A 21326-nucleotide genomic window follows, 5' to 3' on the forward strand; every position below is an offset into this window, starting at 1 on the left:
GCCTTGATTCTTAATGGTTTTAATTTTTGAAATAAAATGGTGCCGGGAGGGGGATTTGAACCCCCACAAGCATATGCCCACCAGCCCCTCAAGCTGGCGCGTCTACCTATTCCGCCATCCCGGCAAATTAAAAGACAGTATATAGTATACCGTATTAAGTATAACGTTTTTGTGTATAATTGTTGTTTTAAAATAACGAATATAGAGATAAAACCTAAGAACTAAAATATAAATCTTTTTTTATTCATTAATTACTAAAAGTTATTTTTAGCATTATGAGCTTACTAACTTCCCCTGTTAATTAATTGATGTTTTCCCGTATGTCTGCTTTAAATATTAGACTTCCACCTTAAATTTACAATTGTAACCTACATTTATACTTACATTCTTTTCACGTTATACGGTATACGTTATACGTAATACTAAATTAGTTTAACTAATTTATTATTCTCAATAATTCCTGGAATCCGTCCCCTCTTGGCAACTGGTTTTCCCTCTACTTCTTTAATATCAAGAGTCATGTCTATTGGTGAGGCATCACTAATATAGCTACCTACTCCAAAGGCATCAACAGCCTCTTTGTTAAGAATTTCAATTCTTCCAGGATTGATTCCACCAGAAACAAATATTTTTACGTGAGTAAAACCTGCCTGATCTAATCTTGCCCTGACCTCTTTCACTAAATCAGGAGTGACACCACCTCTTTCACTTGGCGTGTCAAGCCTGACACCTAACAAATCTTTACCCAGAGCCTTAGAAACTCTTATTGATTCCTCTGCCTCATCTTTAAAGGTATCAATCAGCATAACCCGGGGAACATCCTCAGGAGTACAGTCATTGTAAGCCTTTGCTGCTTTTACTGTATCACCGGTGATAATGATGACTGTGTGTGGAATGGTACCCTGTGGTTCTTGCCCCATTAATTTTGCACCCAGTACACAGCTTGCTCCGTCAATGCCGCCAATAATAGCTGCTCTTTCCATAACTGGAGCAACAGCAGGGTGAATATGTCTTGAACCGAAACATATTACTCTTTTACCATTTGCTACATTATGGCATTCCCTGGCAGCCGTAGCCCAGGCAGAACTACTTGCTAATGTTCCTAAAATAATTGTCTCAAAAACACCAAATTCTTTATAGGGACCTTTTATTCTCATTAATGTATCTTTTGCAAAAAAAGAATCACCTTCTTGTAGTGACCAAAGGCTTATATTTTTGTCTTTCAACAAATTATATACTTCCTGCATTCCAGCAAAAATACCATTTCTTCTTGCAAAAATCTCTGCAGTAACTATAGTATTATCTAATTTTAAATATTCAAGTATTTCTAACGCCCTTATAAAATATATATCTGTTGTCAATCCTTTTTCAATCTCATCATGATTTGCTGAAAAAAATTTTCTATCAGGATTAACCTTGTATTCCTTAATCTCAGCAGTTGAATGAACAAAGTAATTCATTATTTTATTCGCATCCTTATACTATCTTATAATACTAATCAATATTGAAGAAACCATATACAATACTGCAATAGTGGTGGTTATTTTGAGCAATAAGGCCTCTTTGCCTTTTCTTCCGCTATGGTTAGCAAAGGTTCCACCGCCAAAAATTCCACCTCCCTGACCAGCTTTTCTGGACTGGAATAAAACAACTCCAATAAGTGCTAAACTTGTAATAATCTGTATAAGCATTAACCATGTAGGCATTGGTAATCCTCTCCTTTATAGTTTTAATACCTTGAATATAATTATTATCCATATATGCTTATGAATCATAACATATTTGTAATTCCGAATCAAGCTAATCAAATGCTAAATTTATACACTTTCATACTTTTTAATCTAAATTTTACTCTGCATACTTGACTATTTCAGAAAAAGAGAGTGCTTTGAGACTCGCCCCGCCGACTAATGCACCATCAATATCCGATTCAACCATCAGTTCTTTGGTATTCTCTGGTTTAACGCTTCCACCATATAATATCCTTATTTTTTCAGCAGTATTTTCATCATATCTTTGTTTCCAAATGCATCGAATATATTTAATCATATCATTAGCATCCTGTGAAGTTGCTGATTTACCAGTACCAATAGCCCATATCGGTTCATAAGCGAAAACAACCTTTTCGGCATCTTCAGGTTTAAGTATTTCAAAAATTGCTTCCACCTGTTCCCTGACTATATCTTTGGCAGTGCCGGATTCTCTTTCTTCTAATTTTTCCCCTACACATATTATTGGTTTAATTCCGGACGAAAGAGCCTTGCCAACCTTTCTGGCTACTTCCTGTGAACTCTCATTAAAGTATTCTCTTCTTTCTGAATGACCCAAAATCACATAATCACAACCGATGTTCTTCAGCATATTGGCTGAAATTTCTCCAGTATATGCACCTTCATTCTGAAAATACATATTTTGAGCTCCTAACAAAATATTAGTATCCTGTATTATTTCTCTGGTTACCCACAGGGAAGTAAAGGGGGGACAAATAACAATTTCGGTTTTCTGGTATTCTTTCACAAAATCAACCAGTTCCTTCACCAGTGAAATGCTTTCCGTAATTGTTTTATTCATCTTCCAGTTTCCTGCTATTAATGGCTTCCTCATTGTCTTATCCTCCTACAATAAATAGTTAGACAGGGAATTAAGAATAACAAGGTATGTAATTCAGGGAATTTCCCTGTCTAACTTAAAATCAACAAAATTAAAAAGAATTATTCATAATACACAAAAATAGGCATTACTTTGATATATATTTAACCAGATCAATAATTCTACATGAATAGCCCCATTCATTATCATACCAGGAAACAACTTTAGCCAGGTTTCCGTCAACAACCATGGTAGACAAACCATCTACAATAGATGAGAATGCATTCCCATTATAATCAGAAGAAACCAGAGGCAATTCACTATAGTCCAAAATACCCTTTAAAGAACCATGAGCTGCATCTCTTAAAGCCTGATTAACCTGCTCTGCAGTAACTTCTCTCTTTAGCCATGCAGATAAATCAACCACGGAAACATTAGGTGTCGGTACCCGAAAGGCCATTCCATTTAGTTTACCTTTTAATTCCGGTATGACAAGGGTAACAGCCTTTGCTGCTCCTGTTGTGGTTGGCACCATCGATAAAGCCGCTGCACGAGCTCTTCTGAAATCCTTATGAGGCCCGTCCAAAAGCATTTGATCGGAAGTGTAAGAATGAATAGTAGACATAATACCCTTCTCTATACCAAATGTGTCATTAAGTACTTTTACTACAGGTGCCAGACAATTAGTAGTACAGGAAGCATTGGAAATGATGTGATGTTCTGCATTATTATAATTTTTTTCATTCACTCCAAGCACTATTGTTACATCTTCCCCTTTTGCAGGTGCGGTTATTATCACTTTTTTTGCTCCTGCTGACAAATGTTTGCCGGCATTCTCCCTATCCCTAAACAAACCTGTTGATTCTATTACTATATCCACTCCTAAGTCTTGCCATGGTAAGCTTGCCGGATCCTTGATACTTAACACTTTTAATTCTCTTCCGGCAACCTCTATTACATCGTCTTTTACCTTTACATCGTCTTTCAATATTCCATGTACAGAATCATATTTTAAAAGGTGTGCCAGTGTATTAGCATTAGTAATATCGTTTACAGCTACAAAATCAATGTTTTTGTCTTCCAATGCAGCCCTAAACACGTTTCTGCCTATCCTTCCAAATCCATTAATCCCTACTTTTATGTTCATCTTTTCCTCCTTGAACCTATATATATTTATATTATTTAACTGGTTTTTTGTATCTCCTGCGTAACATTGCAGGTAAAATCCCTTGTAATTTGCGATATTTAGCAATTGTTCTTCTAGCAATTTTTATATTATCCCTCTGTTGCAGTAAATCAGCTATCTGCTTATCAGAATATGGAAAATATGGATTTTCTGTTTCAATGTAGTTTTTTATGATTCTTTTTATCTTTTCATTTGATATTGCACTTTGCTTTTCCTGTGACAAGCCTTTTGAAAAAAAGTATTTCATATCATAAAAACCTCTGGGTAGTTGTATTTTCTTATTATTAATTGCCCGTGATACTGTTGATTCATGTATACCAAGGGATTCTGCTGCTTTTTTCATAGATAACGGCCTCAGGTACGCAATCCCATTTTTTAAAAATCCATCCTGGTAATCAATAATAAATCTGGTTATATCCGATAAAGTTTTTCTTCTTTGTTCAATACATTTTATTATCCATCGAGCTGAATTTAATTTTGATTCAAGATATTTTAATATTTTTTTTTGCTCATTCTCATTTTCAATTGTAGTAAATTTTTCATAATTAACTTCTTTTGAGCAACTTTGCTTTAAAATATTTCTATAATGAGAATTAATCTTAATCAACGGATAGTAATTATTATTTTCAATTATTTCATATCTATCGTCAACATTTTTAACAATAATATCAGGTATTAAAAGATTTAATTCACTACTTTGTTGAAATATTCTTCCCGGTTTGGGTTCAAAATTCTTTACTATTATATCTAATAGACATTGTACTTCATATTTTGAAATACAAAGTTCTTTACTAATTTTTTTAAAATTCTTCTGTGACAATTCGGACAAGTAAAATAGAATTAATTTTTTTAAAACACTTTTATTTTCAAGCTTTAGATGCTTAAGCTGGAGCAAAAGGCATTCCCTTAAGTCTCTTGCACCTATTCCCGGTATTGTGCAATTCTGTATCATTGCCAATATTTTTTTTACCAGTTGCTCAGAGATGTTTAAGTCTTTTGATATATCTGAGCAACTTATTGTTAAATAACCATTTTGGTCTATATTTCCTATTATGAATTCACCAATTTTATAATCTGTATCATCTTCTATTAATACCTTAAAATTTAATAGTAGATGTTCATGTAATGTTGTATTTACATGAAAGGAATAATCACATTCCTTTTTCTGATCTGATGAGAGAATTTTATTGCCCCATATAGCATTGGACTCCGGGAAAGATGATAAGAAAGACCGCATATTGTTATTATCTGATTCCCAATCAATTTTTTTGTCTATACTGCTTTTTTGACTCTCGTTATCTCCATCTATACTCTGACTAAAATCTCCATCTCTCTCAGTAACAGGGCTAAATTCTACTTCTAAAACAGGATTTTCTAATGATTCTTTTTCTATCCAGAGGTTTAACTCCATAATGTCCATCTGTAATATTTTAATTGATTGGCGCATCTGTGGTGTTAAGTTTAACGTTTGTTTCTGTTCTAAGGCCATGCCCTGATTCATCAGTTTCTCCCTAATTATAAAATTAGCTTTAAAGAGATTATCAAAAGAATTATAACATGATTTAAACTATTTATACAAAAAAGCATGTTACTATTTTAATCACAGAACACCTGTTGTATGTTTCTATCAAGAAATGTAGACATCTTTTGTTAAATAGCATGAAGCTAACTGTTCGATTTTTCTTAGACGATGATAAACCCCTGATTTAGAAATACTACCTCCAATAGTATTAGCAAGTTCCTTTATGCTTGCATATGGATTATCTAACCTGGCTTGAATAACTTCTTTTAGATTATCCGATAAATTATCCATTCCTATATGCTCTTTTATAATATCAATATAAAGCAATTGCCGTGATGCTGATAAAATAGTTTTATCAAGGTTTGCTGTTTCGCAGTTAACCAATCGGTTAACTGTATTAATTAAATCTTTCCTTGCAATAATATCCTGCAGATTGAGTAAGGCTCTTTGTAAGCCGATAAACTGTAAAAATTCAAATATTTGTTCACTTTTTTTAATATAAACCGCCCACTTTTTTTGCCATCGACTTATTTTCGATGAGAAAGATGCACTTTCCAATACATCCCAAATAATTTTGGCCTCCTCCCTGCAGCAACAAGATATTTCCAGATGATACATTCTTTCCGGGTCATTCACAAATCCTCCGGTCATAAATGCACCCCGCAAGAAACCTTTGTTTGAAAAATGCCCCGTGCAACTGTTTTTACTGTCAATTGATTGTTGTTTTTTGGTTATTTTCCCATTTGAATCTACAATTAAATTTAATTCACTCAAAATATATCTTAATTTTTTGAAATCAGCTATTTTTATAAGGTAATTTTTCCTATATTTTTTTCTTTTTATAGTTTCAATTTCTACTTCATAGTCAAATATTTTTTTGAATAAAAAATAGACTGCTTTAATCATAACAGGGTTCTCTATATTTATGGAAAGCAGGTCTTTCTTTTTATCTATATGCCCATTTAGAAGAACAAAAGCCATTAACTCTCCCTTTTGTTCCAATCTATCCTGTGGTCTAATCTGTGCTAATTCTTGTTTTACCAGGGAAGAAAAATACATTTATCCTAATTTTTCTCCTTATGTATGATTTCCATGATTAATTTGGCCAATTTTTCAGAGCTATGTCGGGCAAAATTATATTCTGAAAGCAGTTCCTGGCTAATAATGTTTGTTTTCTGGTCATATTTTGTATTCAATAAGTCATTTTTCACAGGAAAAGCACCTTCATCCTGGTATTTAACAGCCATTTTTTTATCCAGTTTTTTATTATTTAGCAGTACATAATCAAGGCAGTTTTGTTTAAGATATTTTATTACTTCTGTTAAATGCATTGAGGTAGAATAGTTATCGGTTTCCCCTGATTGAGTCATTACATTACAGATATATATTTTTGTGGCGTTTGATTTACATATTGCCTCGGGAATATCCTTTACCAGCAAATTACAAATAACACTGGTATACAAGCTTCCAGGACCAAGTATGACTGTATCAGCTCCTTCAATTGCCTTTATCGTATCAGGTAGTGGGAGTGCTAAAGATGGTTCGATGAAAACATTGTCAATCTTTCCTTTACCTTTTGCTATATTGCTTTCTCCCTTTATTATTATATTATTCTTTAACCGAGCACACAATGTTACATTTTCAATTGAAGAAGGCAGAACCCTCCCCCTTATTGCCAATATTTCACTGGATTTTTTAACTGCCTCTGAAAAATCTCCACTAACCTCAGACATGGCAGTTATAAATAGATTTCCAAAACTATGTCCCTGCAAGCTACCATCTTTAAATCTATATTGAAATAATTCAGTCATCAAAGACTCCCTGGTAGAAAGGGCTACTAAACAATTCCTTATGTCTCCCGGGGGTAAAACTCCTAATTCATTCCTTAATAAACCTGAGCTTCCTCCGCTATCAAAAACAGTCACAATAGCTGTGATATTACTGGTATATTGTTTAAGCCCTCTCAATAAAGTATGCAGACCAGTCCCTCCCCCTATTACAACAATATGGGGCCCTTTTTCTAATTTTCTTTTTGCATAAATAATCTCGGGGATTTGATCAATTTGCTGAGGTATAACTTTTTTTAAAATGGACCGGTTTATATTAGATATTCCAAGAATAACCATTGCTGAACCTGCTAAAATAAGTATTAATCCAGATAAATGGGGGGCAATATTGTAATATATAAACAAGCTTCTTATTTGATTTTTTATCCATAAAAATCTGGTTAAATCAAGTAGAAAGATTAAACCAACGGCCATCAGGATTATTCCAGCTAAAACAATTAGCAAAAATCGCTTTACTTGCATCCCGGGATAAAACCATTTTGCCAGGGAAGCTAAGTTATAATATTTTTTACTCATTTTAAAGCTTCTCTTTATATCTTTTTTCATCTTTCTTAATATCTCTATGCCTTTTAAAAATATTATGATTTTTTGCTTTTAATAGTTGGTACAATTTATTGACAATAAAAACTGAACGATGCCTCCCTCCAGTACATCCAATAGCTATAGACAGATAATTTTTTCCTTCATCAACATAATGAGGAAGAATAAAATCTATCAGTGAAATAAGCTGATCAACAAATTGCTGGGTAACGGGGAATTTCATTAAATAGTTCTTGACTTTATCATCACTACCGGATAGACCGCTCAATTCATCATGATAGTACGGATTGGGTAAAAATCTGACATCAAAAACCAGATCAACATCTATTGGCATACCATATTTGTACCCAAAAGAGATCAAACTGATATGCATTCCTTTGGCAGAATTCGTCTGAGAATATCTGCGGATTTCAGTATTCAATTGTCTGGGACTTAAATGAGAAGTATCTATAATCATTGTAGATTTTGATTTTAAATCTTTTAATTTTTTCCTTTCCTGACGAATGTTTTCAAGAATACTTTGCGAAAACTGTAGAGGATGCTTCCTTCTTGTCTCGCTGAACCTTCGGACTATAACATCGTCTTTTGCTTCAAGAAACAATATTTCAGGATTAATGCTCATGGATTCCAATTCTTTTAAAGACTCATCTAATTCCCGAAAAAATATTTCACTCCTGATATCCACAACAAATGCAATTTTTGATAATTTTCCTCGTGATTTGAGGCACATTTCGGCAAATTTTGGTATTAACTGTGGGGGGATATTATCAACACAAAAAAAATCTAAATCTTCAAAGCACTTTATAGCTATACTTTTACCAGCCCCGGAGAGTCCGGTAATAATTATAAAACGGCTATCTTGCATAATGTCCTCATAAATAAATTTACATATTTTCCGGAGCACCAATTCCCAGTAAAGAAAGCGCATTTTCCAGAACAATTTTAATACAAGAGATTAAATAAAGTCGTGCGTTGGAAAGATCTCTATCTTCACTAATTACCTTATATTCAGTATAGTATTTGTGAAAACCTGCTGCTAACTCATGCAAATAACTAGCAACCATATGGGGTTTCCAATGAATGGCACTTTTTTCAATTACTTTTCTGAAATTGGCCATTTTTTTTATTAATTCCAATTCATCCTCTTTATCAAGCACCTCCAGATTGACTTCCTCTTTAATTCTATCATCTAATATAATATTATTTTCCATTGCTTTTTTAATTATACTGCAAATTCTGGCATAAGCATATTGGATATAATAAACCGGGTTTTCCATAGATTGAGATTTGGCAATATCCAAATCAAATTCAGTATGACTGTCATGGCTATGCATTAAGAAAAAATAGCGGGCTACATCTTTACCCACCTCATCTAATAAGTCTTTCAGGGTAATAAATTCTCCACCCCTGGTACTCATTCCAACCATTTGCCCATCCCTTATCAGGGTTACAAATTGTACAAGCAACACCTGAAATGTATCAGGATTATAGCCTAATGCCTGAATTGCTGATTTCATTCTCTTGATATAGCCGTGATGGTCAGAACCCCAGATATCAATCAAAGTGCTAAAACCTCTTTTATATTTATCATCATGATAGGCAATATCAGAAGCAAAATAAGTGGGTTCTCCATTCTCTCTTATTACCACCCTGTCCTTTTCATCTCCAAATTCAGTGGCTTTAAACCAAAGTGCCCCATTATCATCATAAATATACTTTTCTTTACGCAGTCTTTCCATGACCGTCTGGACCTTATTTGAAATATAAAGGGATTCCTCACTGAACCAGTTATCAAATTTTACGCCAAAAGACTCCAAATCCTTTTTTATATCTTGCAATATTGTCTTGTGAGCAGTTTCCTTGAAAAAAGCAATCTGATCGGAGGTATCTTTTTCCCCAATTTGTTCTATAAACTCCTCCTTGATTTCTCTGGCCAGGGAAGTAATATATTCTCCCTGGTATCCATTTTCCGGGAACTCTGTCTCTTTACCTATAAGATTTTGATACCGGGCAAAAACTGATTCTCCCAAAATGTCTATCTGTTTACCATGATCATTAATATAGTATTCTGTAAATACATTATAACCAGCTGCTTTTAATATTTTTGCTAATGCATCTCCAACTGCAGCACATTTTCCATGTCCAACATGTAACGGCCCGGTTGGATTAACACTTACAAATTCAATTAATATCTTTTCACCCTTACCTGCATCCGAACAGCCAAACTGTTTCCCTTTTTGCATAATTTCCTTTAATATTTTATACAATACGGAGCTTTCAAAATAAAAATTAATAAACCCGGGACCAGCTATTTCGATTTTGCTTATTGAAACATCACTTTTTTTATTAATTTCCTGTACAATATTGTTAGCAATTTCTCTTGGTGGTTTTTTAAAAATTCCGGCTAACTGTAAAGCAATATTAGTAGATAAATGGCCGTGTTCAGGGTTTTTAGGAGTAGTCAAGATGATATTTGGGAATGCTTCTGAATTAACTGATTGTTCTGGAGAACATTTTTGAATTGCTTCTTTTATTACCTCTATCAGATGCTCATTAACCTTCTTATTCAACGATACCCTTCCTCTCTTGGTTCAATGTTTTATGGAAAAAATAAATATAATAGTGGAGCGCCCGAGAAGAGTCGAACTTCCAACACGGGGCTTAGGAAGCCCCTGCTCTATCCATTGAGCTACGGGCGCTTATCTTATAATAATTAATTCGAAAACCATTTTAACATAAAATATTAATATGTACAATTTGATTATTATTGTTTTAATAAGAAAAAGAATAAAACAATATATAAATTTTTAATATAAATGACAAGCTACAAAATGTTTTTTTTCAATTTCTCTTAGGAGAGGTTCCTCTCTTGAACAAATTTCCATTGCTTTTGGGCATCGGGGATGAAAACGGCATCCTTTTGGAGGATTAGCCGGACTTGGCACATCTCCCTGTAAAATAATTCTTTTCTTCTTAAAATCAGGATTGGGAACAGGAACAGCTGAAACTAACGCCTGCGCATAAGGGTGTAGTGTATTCTTAAAAAATATTTCTTTTGATGCTATTTCTACTATTTTTCCTAAATACATTACCGCAACCCGATCGCTGATATATTTAATAACACTTAAATCATGAGCTATAAATAAATAAGTCAGATTGAACTCTTCTTGTAAATCTTTAAATAAATTAATAATTTGTGAGCGAATTGAGACATCTAAAGCAGAAACCGCTTCATCACAAATAATCATTTTGGGGTCTAATGCTAAAGCGCGAGCTATTCCAATTCTCTGTCTCTGTCCTCCGCTGAATTCATGTGGAAAACGATCCATATATTCCGGTACAATGCCTACCTTTTCCAATAAATCCCCCACTTTCTGGTACCTTTTTTTAAAATTGTATATGTTATGTGCTGCTAATCCTTCAGCAATAATATTTCTTACCTTCATTCTAGGATCCAGGGAGCTATAAGGGTCTTGAAAGATAACCTGTAAGTCTTTCCTGTACTTTCGCATCTGGCCTTTTTTTATCTTTGCAATGTTTTTTCCCTGAAATAAAATATCACCACCGGTAGGCTCCTCCAACCGAAGTATAGTCATAGCAGTAGTTGATTTCCCACAACCTGACTCCCCGACAAGTCCCAATGTTTCTCCTGAATATATGTCAAAACTAATACCATCAACAGCCTTTACCCACCCTACTGTTTTTCTGAATACACCTTTTTTTATCGGAAAATACTTTACTAAATTTTTTATGCTTACTAATGTATTATCCATCTGTTGACAACCTCCCGGTAAAAGACACTTTTTGTGCCTCCTTTTTTACTTTGTCAATATGCCAACAACTAACTGAATGATTTTTTTCAATTTCCACCAGGGGAGGTTCTTCTTTACGGCATTTTTCTGTAGCAAAAATACAGCGCGGATTAAATTTGCATCCTTCCGGAAAATGTAGTGGGTCAGGAACAACACCCGGAATTGACTCTAACTTCTTTATATCCATATCTAATCTTGGAATTGAAGTAAGAAGGCCAAAGGTGTAAGGATGTAGAGGTGAATAGAATATTGAACGGGTAGTAGCATATTCAACGATCTTGCCGGCATACATAACTGCAACTCTATCAGCAATTTCAGCAATAACTCCCAGATCATGTGTTATCATAATCATAGAACTGTTAAATTGCTCTAAAAGTGACTTCATCAATTCTAAAATTTGAGCTTGAATTGTAACATCCAAAGAAGTTGTCGGCTCATCTGCAATCAGCAAAGCAGGGTCACATGCTAAAGCCATGGCTATCATAGCCCTCTGTCTCATGCCTCCACTTAATTGATGAGGGTACTCATCGATACGCTGCTCCGGGATTGGAATCCCTACTTTTTCTAAAAGTTCAATTACCTTTTTTCTGGCTTTTATTTTTTCCATTTTAAAATGCACTTCTAATGCCTCAGTTATTTGAAAACCAATAGTAAGAACAGGATTCAGGGAAGTCATGGGTTCCTGAAAAATCATAGAAATATCCTTCCCTCTAATCTGGCGCATCTGTTTTTCACTTTTTTTTAGTAAATCCTCTCCCTTAAAAAGTATCTGTCCACCAACTGTCTTACCTGGATAATCAAGCAATCCCATAGTGGAAAAAGCTGTAACGCTCTTACCGCAACCTGATTCTCCTACTAATCCAAGGGTCTCTCCCTGATATACCTCAAAATCCACACCATCTACTGCCTTTACAACTCCGTTCTCGGTAAAAAAATATGTTTTCAGGTCTATAACCTGTAATATTTTATTCTTATCTTTTTGCATCATAGCTCACCTCTCAAACGGGGATCTAAAATATCTCTCAAGGTATCTCCCACTAAATTCCATGCAAGAACAAACAACACAATAAATAGTGCCGGGAAAAACACTGCATACCAGTATTCTCCTGCATTCCCGGGAGATCCTACAATCCAGTTACGGGCAAAACTGACCATTTGCCCCCAATCTGCATACCCAAGAGGCGCCCCTACTCCTAAAAAACTTAGTGCAGCTGCAGTAATAACCATAGATCCTATATTCATACTTGCCTGTACCATTACAGGAAATATTGTATTTGGCAGCAAATGGCGCACAATGATATTAAAGTCTTTTACTCCCAAAGCCCTGGCAGCATTAATATAGACCTCTTCTTTTACACATAGAATGCTACCTCTTATCACCCTGGCATAGCCCATCCAGCCGAATGCCACCAATGCAATCATTACTTTATCCAGCCCTCTGCCCAGAATAGTAGTTAAAACCATGGCAGCCACCAGGAAAGGAATAGATAAAAATATATCAGTAATACGCATCAATAATTCATCTATCCATCCTCCGAAATAAGCAGCAATAGAACCACTTACAACACCAATAAACATGGATAAGGTAACAGTAATTATGCCAATTCGAAAAGCTGTTCGGGTACCCCATATCATTCCATAAAATATGTCATATCCCCCTTGGGCGGTGCCAAATATTGCAGTTTCCCTTGTAATAGGCTGTCCCAAACTATCATAAATAAGTCTTATATCGTCCGACATGGAAAAACCCGGAGGTTGTGGCTCAACATCCCAGGACATTCTGGGTATTTGATATGGATCAGATGCAAACAGTGGTGGGGCAATATAAGGAGCAAATATGGCAATCAGAATAAAAATAAAGAGCAATATTAAACCAATCAATGATGTAGTGTTACTGAAAAGTTTTCTGATGATACGATTCATTTTCTTACTCCAATCTAACCCTTGGATCAATTAAGGCATAAGAAACATCAACAACTAAATTTCCAATAACCATAATAAAGGCAAATAATAAAGCAAATCCAATTACAGATCCATAGTCCAGTTGTTGAGCTGAAGAAGCAGCCCAGTAACCCAATCCGGGATAGGTAAATACTGTTTCGGTAATTACTACCCCTCCTAACATTCCGATAATCATCATTCCTGCAACTGTTATCACTGGAATCATCGCATTTTTTCTGGCATGAAGATAAATAACAGTATTTTCGTCAACTCCTTTGGCACGAGCTGTTCTTATATAATCTTTTCTAAGCGTATCCAACATACTGGATCGGGTAATTCGTAATAAATATGCCCAGGAAATATAGGATAAAGTAATAATCGGACCAATCAAGTGTTTCAACGCATCCCAAAAAATATCTAAGCGTCCATTCAAAAGCGCATCAATGGTTATAAAATGAGTGTACGTATTAAAACTATCACCGGTATAAACAATATACTGTGCCCAGGTACTCAACCGTCCCGGTGGTAACCAGCCTAATATTCCATAAAAAATAAATAATACCAATAGCCCAAAAATAAATGTGGGTAGAGACCAGCCAATAATAGCCGTTACCCGAATAAACTGGTCTATCAAATCATTATGATGTACCGCTGAGATGACTCCTAACCAGATTCCCACTATTATTACCGGAATAATAGAATATAAAACCAGCTCCATAGTAGCAGGAAGCCTCTGCATGATGGCATCCCACACTGGCTGATTGGCAGTTGGAGACCAGCCAAAATCAAACCTTACTATTGAACCCAGCCAATGAAAATAACCTGCTGGAAACGGATCATCTAAATGATATTTTGCAATCAAATTTTGTGCAGCCTGGGGATTCTTCAGAACACTGGGGTTATTAACATATGTTGCCAATCTTTCCATTGGACTTAAAAGTGAAAAAAGACAAAATATCAGAAAAGAAACTCCTAACAAAATTATCGGAAGAATTAGCAGACGTCTGATTATATAGGATAACATGATTATTTGCTCCTATTTTTTAAAATCTTGAAAATATACTCTATTGTTTACCTCATCTCAAATAAATTACTATTATTTATAGTAAAATTATTATGCAAAATACAATGGAGTGAAAGCAATAACTTTCACTCCATTGGTTATACACAACTCTGTAAATATAAACAATTAGTGAAATATAAATTACTCTTTATTCTTTATAAATTGTATAGTAATCAGCGCTTTCCGGCAAACCTGATATCATGGCATTATAGTACCAGCCTTTTACCCAATCTCTTTGAACATGGATTCCAATAGGCTGATATATGTATAGTGCCACTGCATTATCATGAGCAAGCTGGGTCAATTCTTGGTAAATATCTGCTCTTTCCTCCGGATCAACTGATTTTAAAGCAGCATCAATTAGCGGGTCAATATTTTCTCTTGCCCATTCCCTGTAAGCTTCTCCATAATAACCGCTGTAGGTTCCGGTACTGCCTAAGAACGTAGGAACCCAGTTGTGAGGATCAGGATAATCCGCAAGCCAACCTATAACATAGATAGGTAATTGTTCCGCCAGGAATTGTTTCAGGTAAGATGACCACTGAACACCAACAGAAGTAAGCTCAAATTTGGGATTTACCATTCTGGCATAAGTGGAAATCATATCACAAGCTGCTTTTCGAACATCATTCCCTTCATTATAGAAGATATTGAATTTACATCCCTTTTCCCAGAGCTCTCCATCCCATGCTTGCTGGAATTCTTCTCTTGCTTTTTCAATATTAAATTCATAGAACAATTCCGGGTCATCAGAATATCCTAACAATCCCTGTGGAATTGGGCCAGGGTTTCTGATTGCATGTCCGTTCATGGTTGTTTCAATATTAACTTCATACGGGAACAGGTAAGAAAAACCTCTTCTAACATGAATATCAGAGAAGAAGTCAGGTGGTATTCCATTTCCATCCAATTTACCGCTTCCCAGATTAGCATTACCTTCAGCATTTAAAGTCCACGGCATATGAACAACAGTATTTTGCAGAGTCGGCAAACCTGTTATTAGCTCAACTCCCTCTAAATCCTCAACTTCATTAACATTGGTAACCGGAACATATACTATATCAGCATCTCCATTTTGCAGCATCAATTTTCTGGTTGTCCATTCATTTACATACTGGTAAACTACCTCTTTTAATTTAGCAGGACCTCTCCAGTGGTCTTCAAAACTCTCCAGCATTATAGTTTCTTCCGGTACCCATCGTGTTAACTTAAACGGTCCAGTACCATTGGCAATACTATATAATGGGTCATCTTCATTAGCCGGGTCATGATATTTCCACCAGGTGTCGGCTTTTCCGTCCCATGCACCGTTTTCAATTGACCAGCTCTTGTTGATAATTGCTGACCAGGCACCACCATGTGCTAAAATGTTTAAGAACGGGGCATATGGCTGGGCAAGGTGTAAAACAATATTATTGTCCTGCACTTCTACAACCCTGTCTATATAATCAGTATATACTTTAATCATAGCCTCTTCATATTCTGGCAGGAGCTCATCGTTCTCAAACATATCAGAATAATTTTCTACTCCAGCTACTTCAACTGCAAGTCCTTCAATGCTTCCTACTCCCAAAAGCGGCTCTAAAATCATCCACATAGGGCCACCAGCCCTATCAAAAATCATACCTCTTTCAAAGGTATACTCTACATCCTCAGGAGTAAGGATGTTACCATTGTGAAATTTAACATCCTTCCGAATTGGAAAAATATAGGTTAATCCATCTTCAGAAATTAATTCATTTTCGGCTGAGGGTACCTCGGTTGCTATCATTGGTACAAATTCTGATAGGCTTTCACCGTCGTAAGCAATAAGGTTATCATATATCTGAAAGATTACCTCTCCGCTGGCAGTATCATAAGCCCAATGAGGGTCCATTGTTTCCGGTCCACCGATTGCAGCATAAACTATACGCTCAGGGTTTGGTACCTGTGCATTTACGCTGCTTGTAACTCCTATTACAAGTAAAACTACTATAATTATACATAATATTTTACTCTTCAATTCTATCTCCTCCTTACAAAATACAAAATTTACTTAATAGTCTACAACTAATGGTGACAACTCAGTATTACATTAACCACCTCCCTTACAATGCCATTATCTGACTTAAATATATGAGAAGTTTAATTTGAAATGTTATATTGTAACCGATTTTGTAAAACAATCTTATAAATTGTTAAATCTAAGGCTAATTATCAATCAAAAGTCAACTTTATATTTAAATTATGTATTGATTATACTCCTAATTGCTGACCGGTAGCAAGTTTTGCACCCTTCATAAGACTATCTAACTCCTCGCCTTCCAGTGTTTCTTTTTGTAATAAAGTTGTAGCAACTTTTTTCAGCTTCCGCTTATTTTTTATCAGTATTTCTTTCGCTTTACTATAAGCATTCTCAATGATTTTCTCAACTTCCTTATCAATCTGAAAGGCAATTTCATCACTATAGTTTCTATCTTCAGATATGTCTCTACCAAGAAATATTTGATGTTCTTTTCTACCTAAGGTCATAGGACCAATGGTCTCACTCATACCAAATTCTGTGACCATCTGACGGGCAATTTTGGTCGCCCTCTCTAAGTCATTTTGAGCACCGGTAGTTATATCTTTAAAGATTATTTCTTCTGCAACTCTACCTCCAAGCAATACACTTAATCTTTGCATTAATTCAGACTTGCTGATTAAAAACCGGTCTTCTGTAGGCAATTGCAAAGTATAGCCAAGAGCTGCACTGCCCCTTGGGATGATAGAAACCTTATGAACCGGATCACCATTAGGCAAAAGCTTTGCCACTAATGCATGTCCTGATTCATGATAAGCCACAATTTCCTTTTCCTTTTCATTCATAAGTCTACTCCTTCTTTCAGGACCGGCAATAACCCTGTCAATTGAGGCTTCAAACTCTTCCATGGATATAGATTTTTTTCCTTTTCTTGAAGCTAACAAGGCTGCTTCATTCACCAGATTAGCCAGGTCGGAACCTACAAACCCAGGAGTCCTTCTAGCTAGGACCTTTAAATCTACATCCTTATTCAAGGGCTTCCCTTTTGCATGAACCTTCAATATCTGCTCACGCCCTAGCAGGTCCGGACGGTCTACAACAATCCTGCGGTCAAAACGTCCGGGTCTTAACAAAGCCGGATCAAGCACATCAGGTCTATTGGTCGCAGCTATTAATATGACACCTATATTCTGGTCAAAACCATCCATTTCAACCAGTAATTGATTAAGGGTCTGTTCTCTTTCATCATGTCCACCACCAAGCCCTGCTCCCCTGTGGCGGCCTACTGCATCAATTTCATCCATAAAAATAATACATGGGTTATTTGTTTTAGCCTGTTTAAATAAATCTCTTACCCGTGATGCTCCTACTCCAACAAACATCTCCACAAAATCAGAGCCACTTATACTGAAAAAAGCAACCCCTGCTTCACCGGCAACAGCTCGCGCTAATAATGTTTTTCCTGATCCCGGAGGTCCATAAAGAAGAACTCCTTTTGGTATTTTTGCACCCAGCTGATTAAATTTAGCAGGATTCTTTAAAAATTCTATAACTTCCTGTAATTCTTCCTTTGCTTCATCAACTCCGGCTACATCCTCAAAGGTTACCTTAGGAGTCTCTTTTCCCATTAATTTAGCCTGACTTTTTCCAAAAGACATTACCTTATTACCGCCGCCTTGCATCTGCCGCATCATAAAAATCCAGATACCGATAATTAACGCCATAGGCAATAAGGATGAAAGTATTCGCATCCACCATGACAATTCTACCGGTGGTTTTGCCTCAATATTAATATTCTTATCCCTTAATATATTCATGAGCTCAGGATCATCAGGTAAATAAGTTGAAAATTTCTGATTATTTGATAATTCCCCAGTTGCAGTATTCCCTGAAATAGATACACTTATAACATTATTGCTCTCCACTTCACTTAGAAACTGAGAGTAGGAAAGCTCACTAACAGAAGAACTGGGTTCAAAAAATGAGCTTAAAACAGAAATAACTACAATTAATATTAAAAGGTATAAACCGGCATTTTTAAAATTTTTGTTCTTGAAATTATTTGGATTTATCTTAGCCAATTTTTTCTCCTTTGTGTATAAAATAACAACTTTTCAAAAAAGTTGAAATGCAAGGTAATTTTAGCATATTTTATATATAAAAACAAACATAAAAAAAATAATTATGTTTTAGAAGACACATATTTTAGTTAATTAAAACTTAATATTATCTCTATTGTTTGTCAGTATCATTCATCTGATAGTATTGGGATTTCAAAACTAAAATATAAGGGATATTTCGATATAGTCCGTTAAAGTCCAGACCATATCCGACTACAAATTTATCAGGTATGTCAAAACCACAATAATCGATAGGTACATCAATCCTTCTTCTTTCTACCTTATTCAGCAAAGCACATACTTTCAGACTTGCAGGATTTCTTGATTTTAACATTCGAATTAAATAATCTAAAGTTAATCCTGTATCGACTATATCTTCAATAATTAAAACATCCTTTTTTTCAATATTTTCATCCAAATCCTTTATAATCCTTACAACTCCGGATGATTCTGTGGAAGTGCCATAACTTGAAATATCCATAAAATCCATTATTATTGGCACTTTGATATTACGAGCCAAATCTGCCAGGAAAATGATTGCGCCTCTTAAAACTCCGATACAGATCAACTGTTTGCCTTTGTAATCCCTGGATATTTGATTGCCTAATTCCTGTATTTTCTTTTGTATCTGATTCTCCGGTATTAATATTTCTTCAATTTGTTCCTGTCTTATCATTTTTTTGATCTCCTTAGCTTTCTATATTTTTTTTGCGGATTATTTTTTTTATATGCAAAACTTTTTTTGTTTTTTTAGTAATCTTAAAACGGTCGTCTATCTGATAATCTGCAACCCATACAATACTATCAGAATTATCAACAACCAGAGTAATCTGGCCTCTTTTAAATTGTGGTATCTTCCAATCAATAAAATATGATTTAATTTTTTTAAAATACCCACAATTTAAAGGTTTAAAACAGTCCCCATCCCTTCTGTTTCTAATTTTAAGAGGAAGGCCTAATTTATCATAGTCCAGGTAGGCTTCAGATTTACTCTTATTATTTAAATATTGTTCTTTTATTTTTTCTGAATAATTATATAGTTTAGTTGTCATTTTGATACCTACTTGAGGGTATTCCTTATCGATAAGCAATGGTAAGTCAAATTCCCATTTGTTTCCTATTTTGTATTGAGTAGTTTTAGTTTTTTTTCTACCCCCAACATAAAATATTTCCAGTTTATAATAACTCTTTCTTGCTTTGATATTATCAGGTAAATTAATACATTTTTCACCCCGGTTAAACAGGCACAGTTCTCTAATACTCTCAATGTGATCAAATTCAATATCAGCAAGATAATCCTTTATCAAAACTATCCCTTTACGAATAATATGTCTTTGTAACGCTACATGGATTTTCCTGATTTTTTTTATATCCAGAACAATTTTGGAAGAACTTTTTTCTATTATACAATCTAAAAGATATTGTTTGGTTATGTCTTCCCAATAATTTAATTCATCTTGAACAATTGTTTGTAATTTTATTAAACTACTTCCAATTGAGGGATTATATTCTTTGGCAAGTAGAGGTATTAATTGATTTCTAACTTTATTTCGCAGAAACATCGACTCTGTATTTGAAGAATCTATAAAATAAGTAATATTATTTCTCTTACAATAATCTTCTATTTCCTGCCTGTTACATTCAATTAAAGGGCGAATAATCTGATCTCTTTTTGCAGGTATACCCCTTAATCCCTGTAAACCGCTACCTCGCATTAATCTCATCAAAACAGTTTCAATCTGGTCATCAGCATGATGGCCTATAGCAATCTTATTTGCTTTATACTCTTTGTACAAACCTTTAAGAAACTGATATCGCACCAATCTGCCGGCTTGTTCTAAAGATAATGATTTTTCTTGAGCAATAATTGGCACAGAAACTGTTAATTGCTCAAAAGGTATATCCATCTGGTTGGCTTCTAACCGGACAAAGTCTGCTTCCTTTTTTGATTCAGCAACTCTTATGCCATGATTAACATGTGCTACAATAAGATGCAAATCAAGTCTTTTTTTTATACTGTTAAGAATGTGAAGCAGGCATAATGAGTCAGGGCCTCCGGAAACGGCAACTATAACCGTGTCTCCCGGATGTAGCATTTGATATTTCCTTATTGTATTATTTACTTTTACTATTAATTTATCCAATTAAAAAACACTTTTTCGTTTTATTTAATAATATTATAGAAAAAGTTAATTCCCGGAACTACACTATTGCATGGTGGCGGTGCTGAGATTCGAACTCAGGACACTGCGGGTATGAACCGCATGCTCTAGCCATCTGAGCTACACCGCCATAATGGGATAAACATGGCAGATAATAAGAGAAAGCAATAAACTGCTTAATTAATAAAAACCTCTAATTTTATTATAGAGGTTTGATTTACTTGCTTGGTTGCGGGGGGCGGATTCGAACCGCCGACCTTCAGGTTATGAGCCTGACGAGCTACCTAGCTGCTCCACCCCGCTATGCTGTCTATTTATCTGAAATTATTAATTACATTAAAGTCTTCTAAAAAGTCGCTTTTTATTTTAGCATTGTTAAAACCTAAAGTCAATGAATATAAGTATATTAATTGATCGTTAGGTGCCGGAGGCCGGAATCGAACCGGCACAAGCCTTACAGCTTCCAGGATTTTAAGTCCTGTGCGTCTACCTATTCCGCCACTCCGGCAAACTTAAATTATTATAGGACAAATGACTATGAC

Annotated in this window: 17 protein-coding genes and 5 tRNA genes; all 22 read right to left on the reverse strand. The window is 35.0% G+C overall.

All coding sequences use genetic code 11. The features are described from left to right. Positions 1–37: 37 nt before the first annotated feature. Positions 38–124 (reverse strand) — tRNA-Leu (locus PHQ99_01205). A 298-nt stretch (positions 125–422) separates the two neighbouring features. Continuing rightward, positions 423–1460 (reverse strand): nicotinate phosphoribosyltransferase, encoded by a 1038-nt coding sequence (locus tag PHQ99_01210; protein MDD4288201.1) that lies wholly within the window; start codon positions 1458–1460, stop codon positions 423–425. Positions 1461–1481: 21 nt separating this feature from the next. Further along, positions 1482–1706, reverse strand: a complete 225-nt coding sequence (secG, locus tag PHQ99_01215) for a preprotein translocase subunit SecG (GenBank protein ID MDD4288202.1) — start codon at positions 1704–1706, stop codon at positions 1482–1484. 142 nt (positions 1707–1848) lie between these two features. Next, entirely contained in the window at positions 1849–2604 is a 756-nt protein-coding gene (gene tpiA / locus PHQ99_01220) for a triose-phosphate isomerase (GenBank protein MDD4288203.1), read from the reverse strand. Between the two features lie 133 nt (positions 2605–2737). Continuing rightward, positions 2738–3736, reverse strand: a complete 999-nt coding sequence (gap, locus tag PHQ99_01225) for a type I glyceraldehyde-3-phosphate dehydrogenase (GenBank protein MDD4288204.1) — start codon at positions 3734–3736, stop codon at positions 2738–2740. Between the two features lie 31 nt (positions 3737–3767). Next, positions 3768–5276, reverse strand: coding sequence for an RNA polymerase factor sigma-54 (gene rpoN / locus PHQ99_01230; protein ID MDD4288205.1), 1509 nt, complete (start codon positions 5274–5276; stop codon positions 3768–3770). 126 nt (positions 5277–5402) lie between these two features. Beyond that, a complete protein-coding gene (whiA, locus tag PHQ99_01235) occupies positions 5403–6356 on the reverse strand; it encodes a DNA-binding protein WhiA (GenBank protein ID MDD4288206.1) in 954 nt (317 codons plus the stop codon). 5 nt (positions 6357–6361) lie between these two features. After that, positions 6362–7660: a YvcK family protein gene (locus PHQ99_01240; GenBank protein MDD4288207.1), complete on the reverse strand. Its 1299-nt coding sequence runs from the start codon at positions 7658–7660 to the stop codon at positions 6362–6364. 1 nt (position 7661) lies between these two features. Then, positions 7662–8549, reverse strand: coding sequence for an RNase adapter RapZ (rapZ, locus tag PHQ99_01245; GenBank protein MDD4288208.1), 888 nt, complete (start codon positions 8547–8549; stop codon positions 7662–7664). Positions 8550–8568: 19 nt separating this feature from the next. Continuing rightward, entirely contained in the window at positions 8569–10254 is a 1686-nt protein-coding gene (gene argS / locus PHQ99_01250; protein ID MDD4288209.1) for an arginine--tRNA ligase, read from the reverse strand. Positions 10255–10307: 53 nt separating this feature from the next. Next, positions 10308–10383: transfer RNA gene (locus PHQ99_01255), tRNA-Arg, on the reverse strand. A 108-nt stretch (positions 10384–10491) separates the two neighbouring features. Next, a complete protein-coding gene (locus PHQ99_01260; GenBank protein MDD4288210.1) occupies positions 10492–11457 on the reverse strand; it encodes an ABC transporter ATP-binding protein in 966 nt (321 codons plus the stop codon). Continuing rightward, positions 11450–12484 carry an ABC transporter ATP-binding protein gene (locus PHQ99_01265; GenBank protein ID MDD4288211.1) on the reverse strand — a complete coding sequence of 345 codons (1035 nt, stop codon included), beginning with the start codon at positions 12482–12484 and terminating at the stop codon, positions 11450–11452. The genes PHQ99_01260 and PHQ99_01265 overlap by 8 nt, the downstream gene beginning before the upstream one ends. Continuing rightward, positions 12481–13419: an ABC transporter permease gene (locus PHQ99_01270; protein MDD4288212.1), complete on the reverse strand. Its 939-nt coding sequence runs from the start codon at positions 13417–13419 to the stop codon at positions 12481–12483. The genes PHQ99_01265 and PHQ99_01270 overlap by 4 nt, the downstream gene beginning before the upstream one ends. A gap of 4 nt (positions 13420–13423) precedes the next feature. After that, entirely contained in the window at positions 13424–14461 is a 1038-nt protein-coding gene (locus PHQ99_01275; protein ID MDD4288213.1) for an ABC transporter permease, read from the reverse strand. A gap of 187 nt (positions 14462–14648) precedes the next feature. Then, positions 14649–16502 (reverse strand): ABC transporter substrate-binding protein, encoded by a 1854-nt coding sequence (locus tag PHQ99_01280; GenBank protein MDD4288214.1) that lies wholly within the window; start codon positions 16500–16502, stop codon positions 14649–14651. Positions 16503–16735: 233 nt separating this feature from the next. Next, a complete protein-coding gene (gene ftsH, locus PHQ99_01285; GenBank protein MDD4288215.1) occupies positions 16736–18583 on the reverse strand; it encodes an ATP-dependent zinc metalloprotease FtsH in 1848 nt (615 codons plus the stop codon). A 151-nt stretch (positions 18584–18734) separates the two neighbouring features. After that, complete coding sequence (gene hpt / locus PHQ99_01290) at positions 18735–19298, reverse strand: hypoxanthine phosphoribosyltransferase (protein MDD4288216.1); 564 nt, start codon at positions 19296–19298, stop codon at positions 18735–18737. Positions 19299–19311: 13 nt separating this feature from the next. Continuing rightward, a complete protein-coding gene (gene tilS / locus PHQ99_01295) occupies positions 19312–20718 on the reverse strand; it encodes a tRNA lysidine(34) synthetase TilS (GenBank protein MDD4288217.1) in 1407 nt (468 codons plus the stop codon). A 119-nt stretch (positions 20719–20837) separates the two neighbouring features. Then, positions 20838–20914 (reverse strand) — tRNA-Met (locus tag PHQ99_01300). Positions 20915–21010: 96 nt separating this feature from the next. Continuing rightward, positions 21011–21087: transfer RNA gene (locus tag PHQ99_01305), tRNA-Met, on the reverse strand. Positions 21088–21206: 119 nt separating this feature from the next. Beyond that, positions 21207–21292: transfer RNA gene (locus tag PHQ99_01310), tRNA-Leu, on the reverse strand. Positions 21293–21326 lie beyond the last annotated feature (34 nt).

The sequence above is a fragment of the Atribacterota bacterium genome (assembly GCA_028703475.1).
GTDB lineage: Bacteria > Atribacterota > Phoenicimicrobiia > Phoenicimicrobiales > Stramentimicrobiaceae > JAQVMU01.

Bases quoted from the DNA above. Each gene is read 5' to 3' on its own strand.
- PHQ99_01265 (MDD4288211.1), bottom strand. From the start codon at position 12,484: ATGATGCAAAAAGATAAGAATAAAATATTACAGGTTATAGACCTGAAA.
- PHQ99_01270 (MDD4288212.1), bottom strand. From the start codon at position 13,419: ATGAATCGTATCATCAGAAAACTTTTCAGTAACACTACATCATTGATT.
- gap (MDD4288204.1), bottom strand. From the start codon at position 3,736: ATGAACATAAAAGTAGGGATTAATGGATTTGGAAGGATAGGCAGAAAC.
- PHQ99_01275 (MDD4288213.1), bottom strand. From the start codon at position 14,461: ATGTTATCCTATATAATCAGACGTCTGCTAATTCTTCCGATAATTTTG.
- whiA (MDD4288206.1), bottom strand. From the start codon at position 6,356: ATGTATTTTTCTTCCCTGGTAAAACAAGAATTAGCACAGATTAGACCA.
- rapZ (MDD4288208.1), bottom strand. From the start codon at position 8,549: ATGCAAGATAGCCGTTTTATAATTATTACCGGACTCTCCGGGGCTGGT.
- PHQ99_01260 (MDD4288210.1), bottom strand. From the start codon at position 11,457: ATGGATAATACATTAGTAAGCATAAAAAATTTAGTAAAGTATTTTCCG.
- tilS (MDD4288217.1), bottom strand. From the start codon at position 20,718: ATGCTACATCCGGGAGACACGGTTATAGTTGCCGTTTCCGGAGGCCCT.
- tpiA (MDD4288203.1), bottom strand. From the start codon at position 2,604: ATGAGGAAGCCATTAATAGCAGGAAACTGGAAGATGAATAAAACAATT.
- PHQ99_01240 (MDD4288207.1), bottom strand. From the start codon at position 7,660: ATGAGTAAAAAATATTATAACTTAGCTTCCCTGGCAAAATGGTTTTAT.
- rpoN (MDD4288205.1), bottom strand. From the start codon at position 5,276: ATGAATCAGGGCATGGCCTTAGAACAGAAACAAACGTTAAACTTAACA.
- secG (MDD4288202.1), bottom strand. From the start codon at position 1,706: ATGCCTACATGGTTAATGCTTATACAGATTATTACAAGTTTAGCACTT.
- PHQ99_01210 (MDD4288201.1), bottom strand. From the start codon at position 1,460: ATGAATTACTTTGTTCATTCAACTGCTGAGATTAAGGAATACAAGGTT.
- hpt (MDD4288216.1), bottom strand. From the start codon at position 19,298: ATGATAAGACAGGAACAAATTGAAGAAATATTAATACCGGAGAATCAG.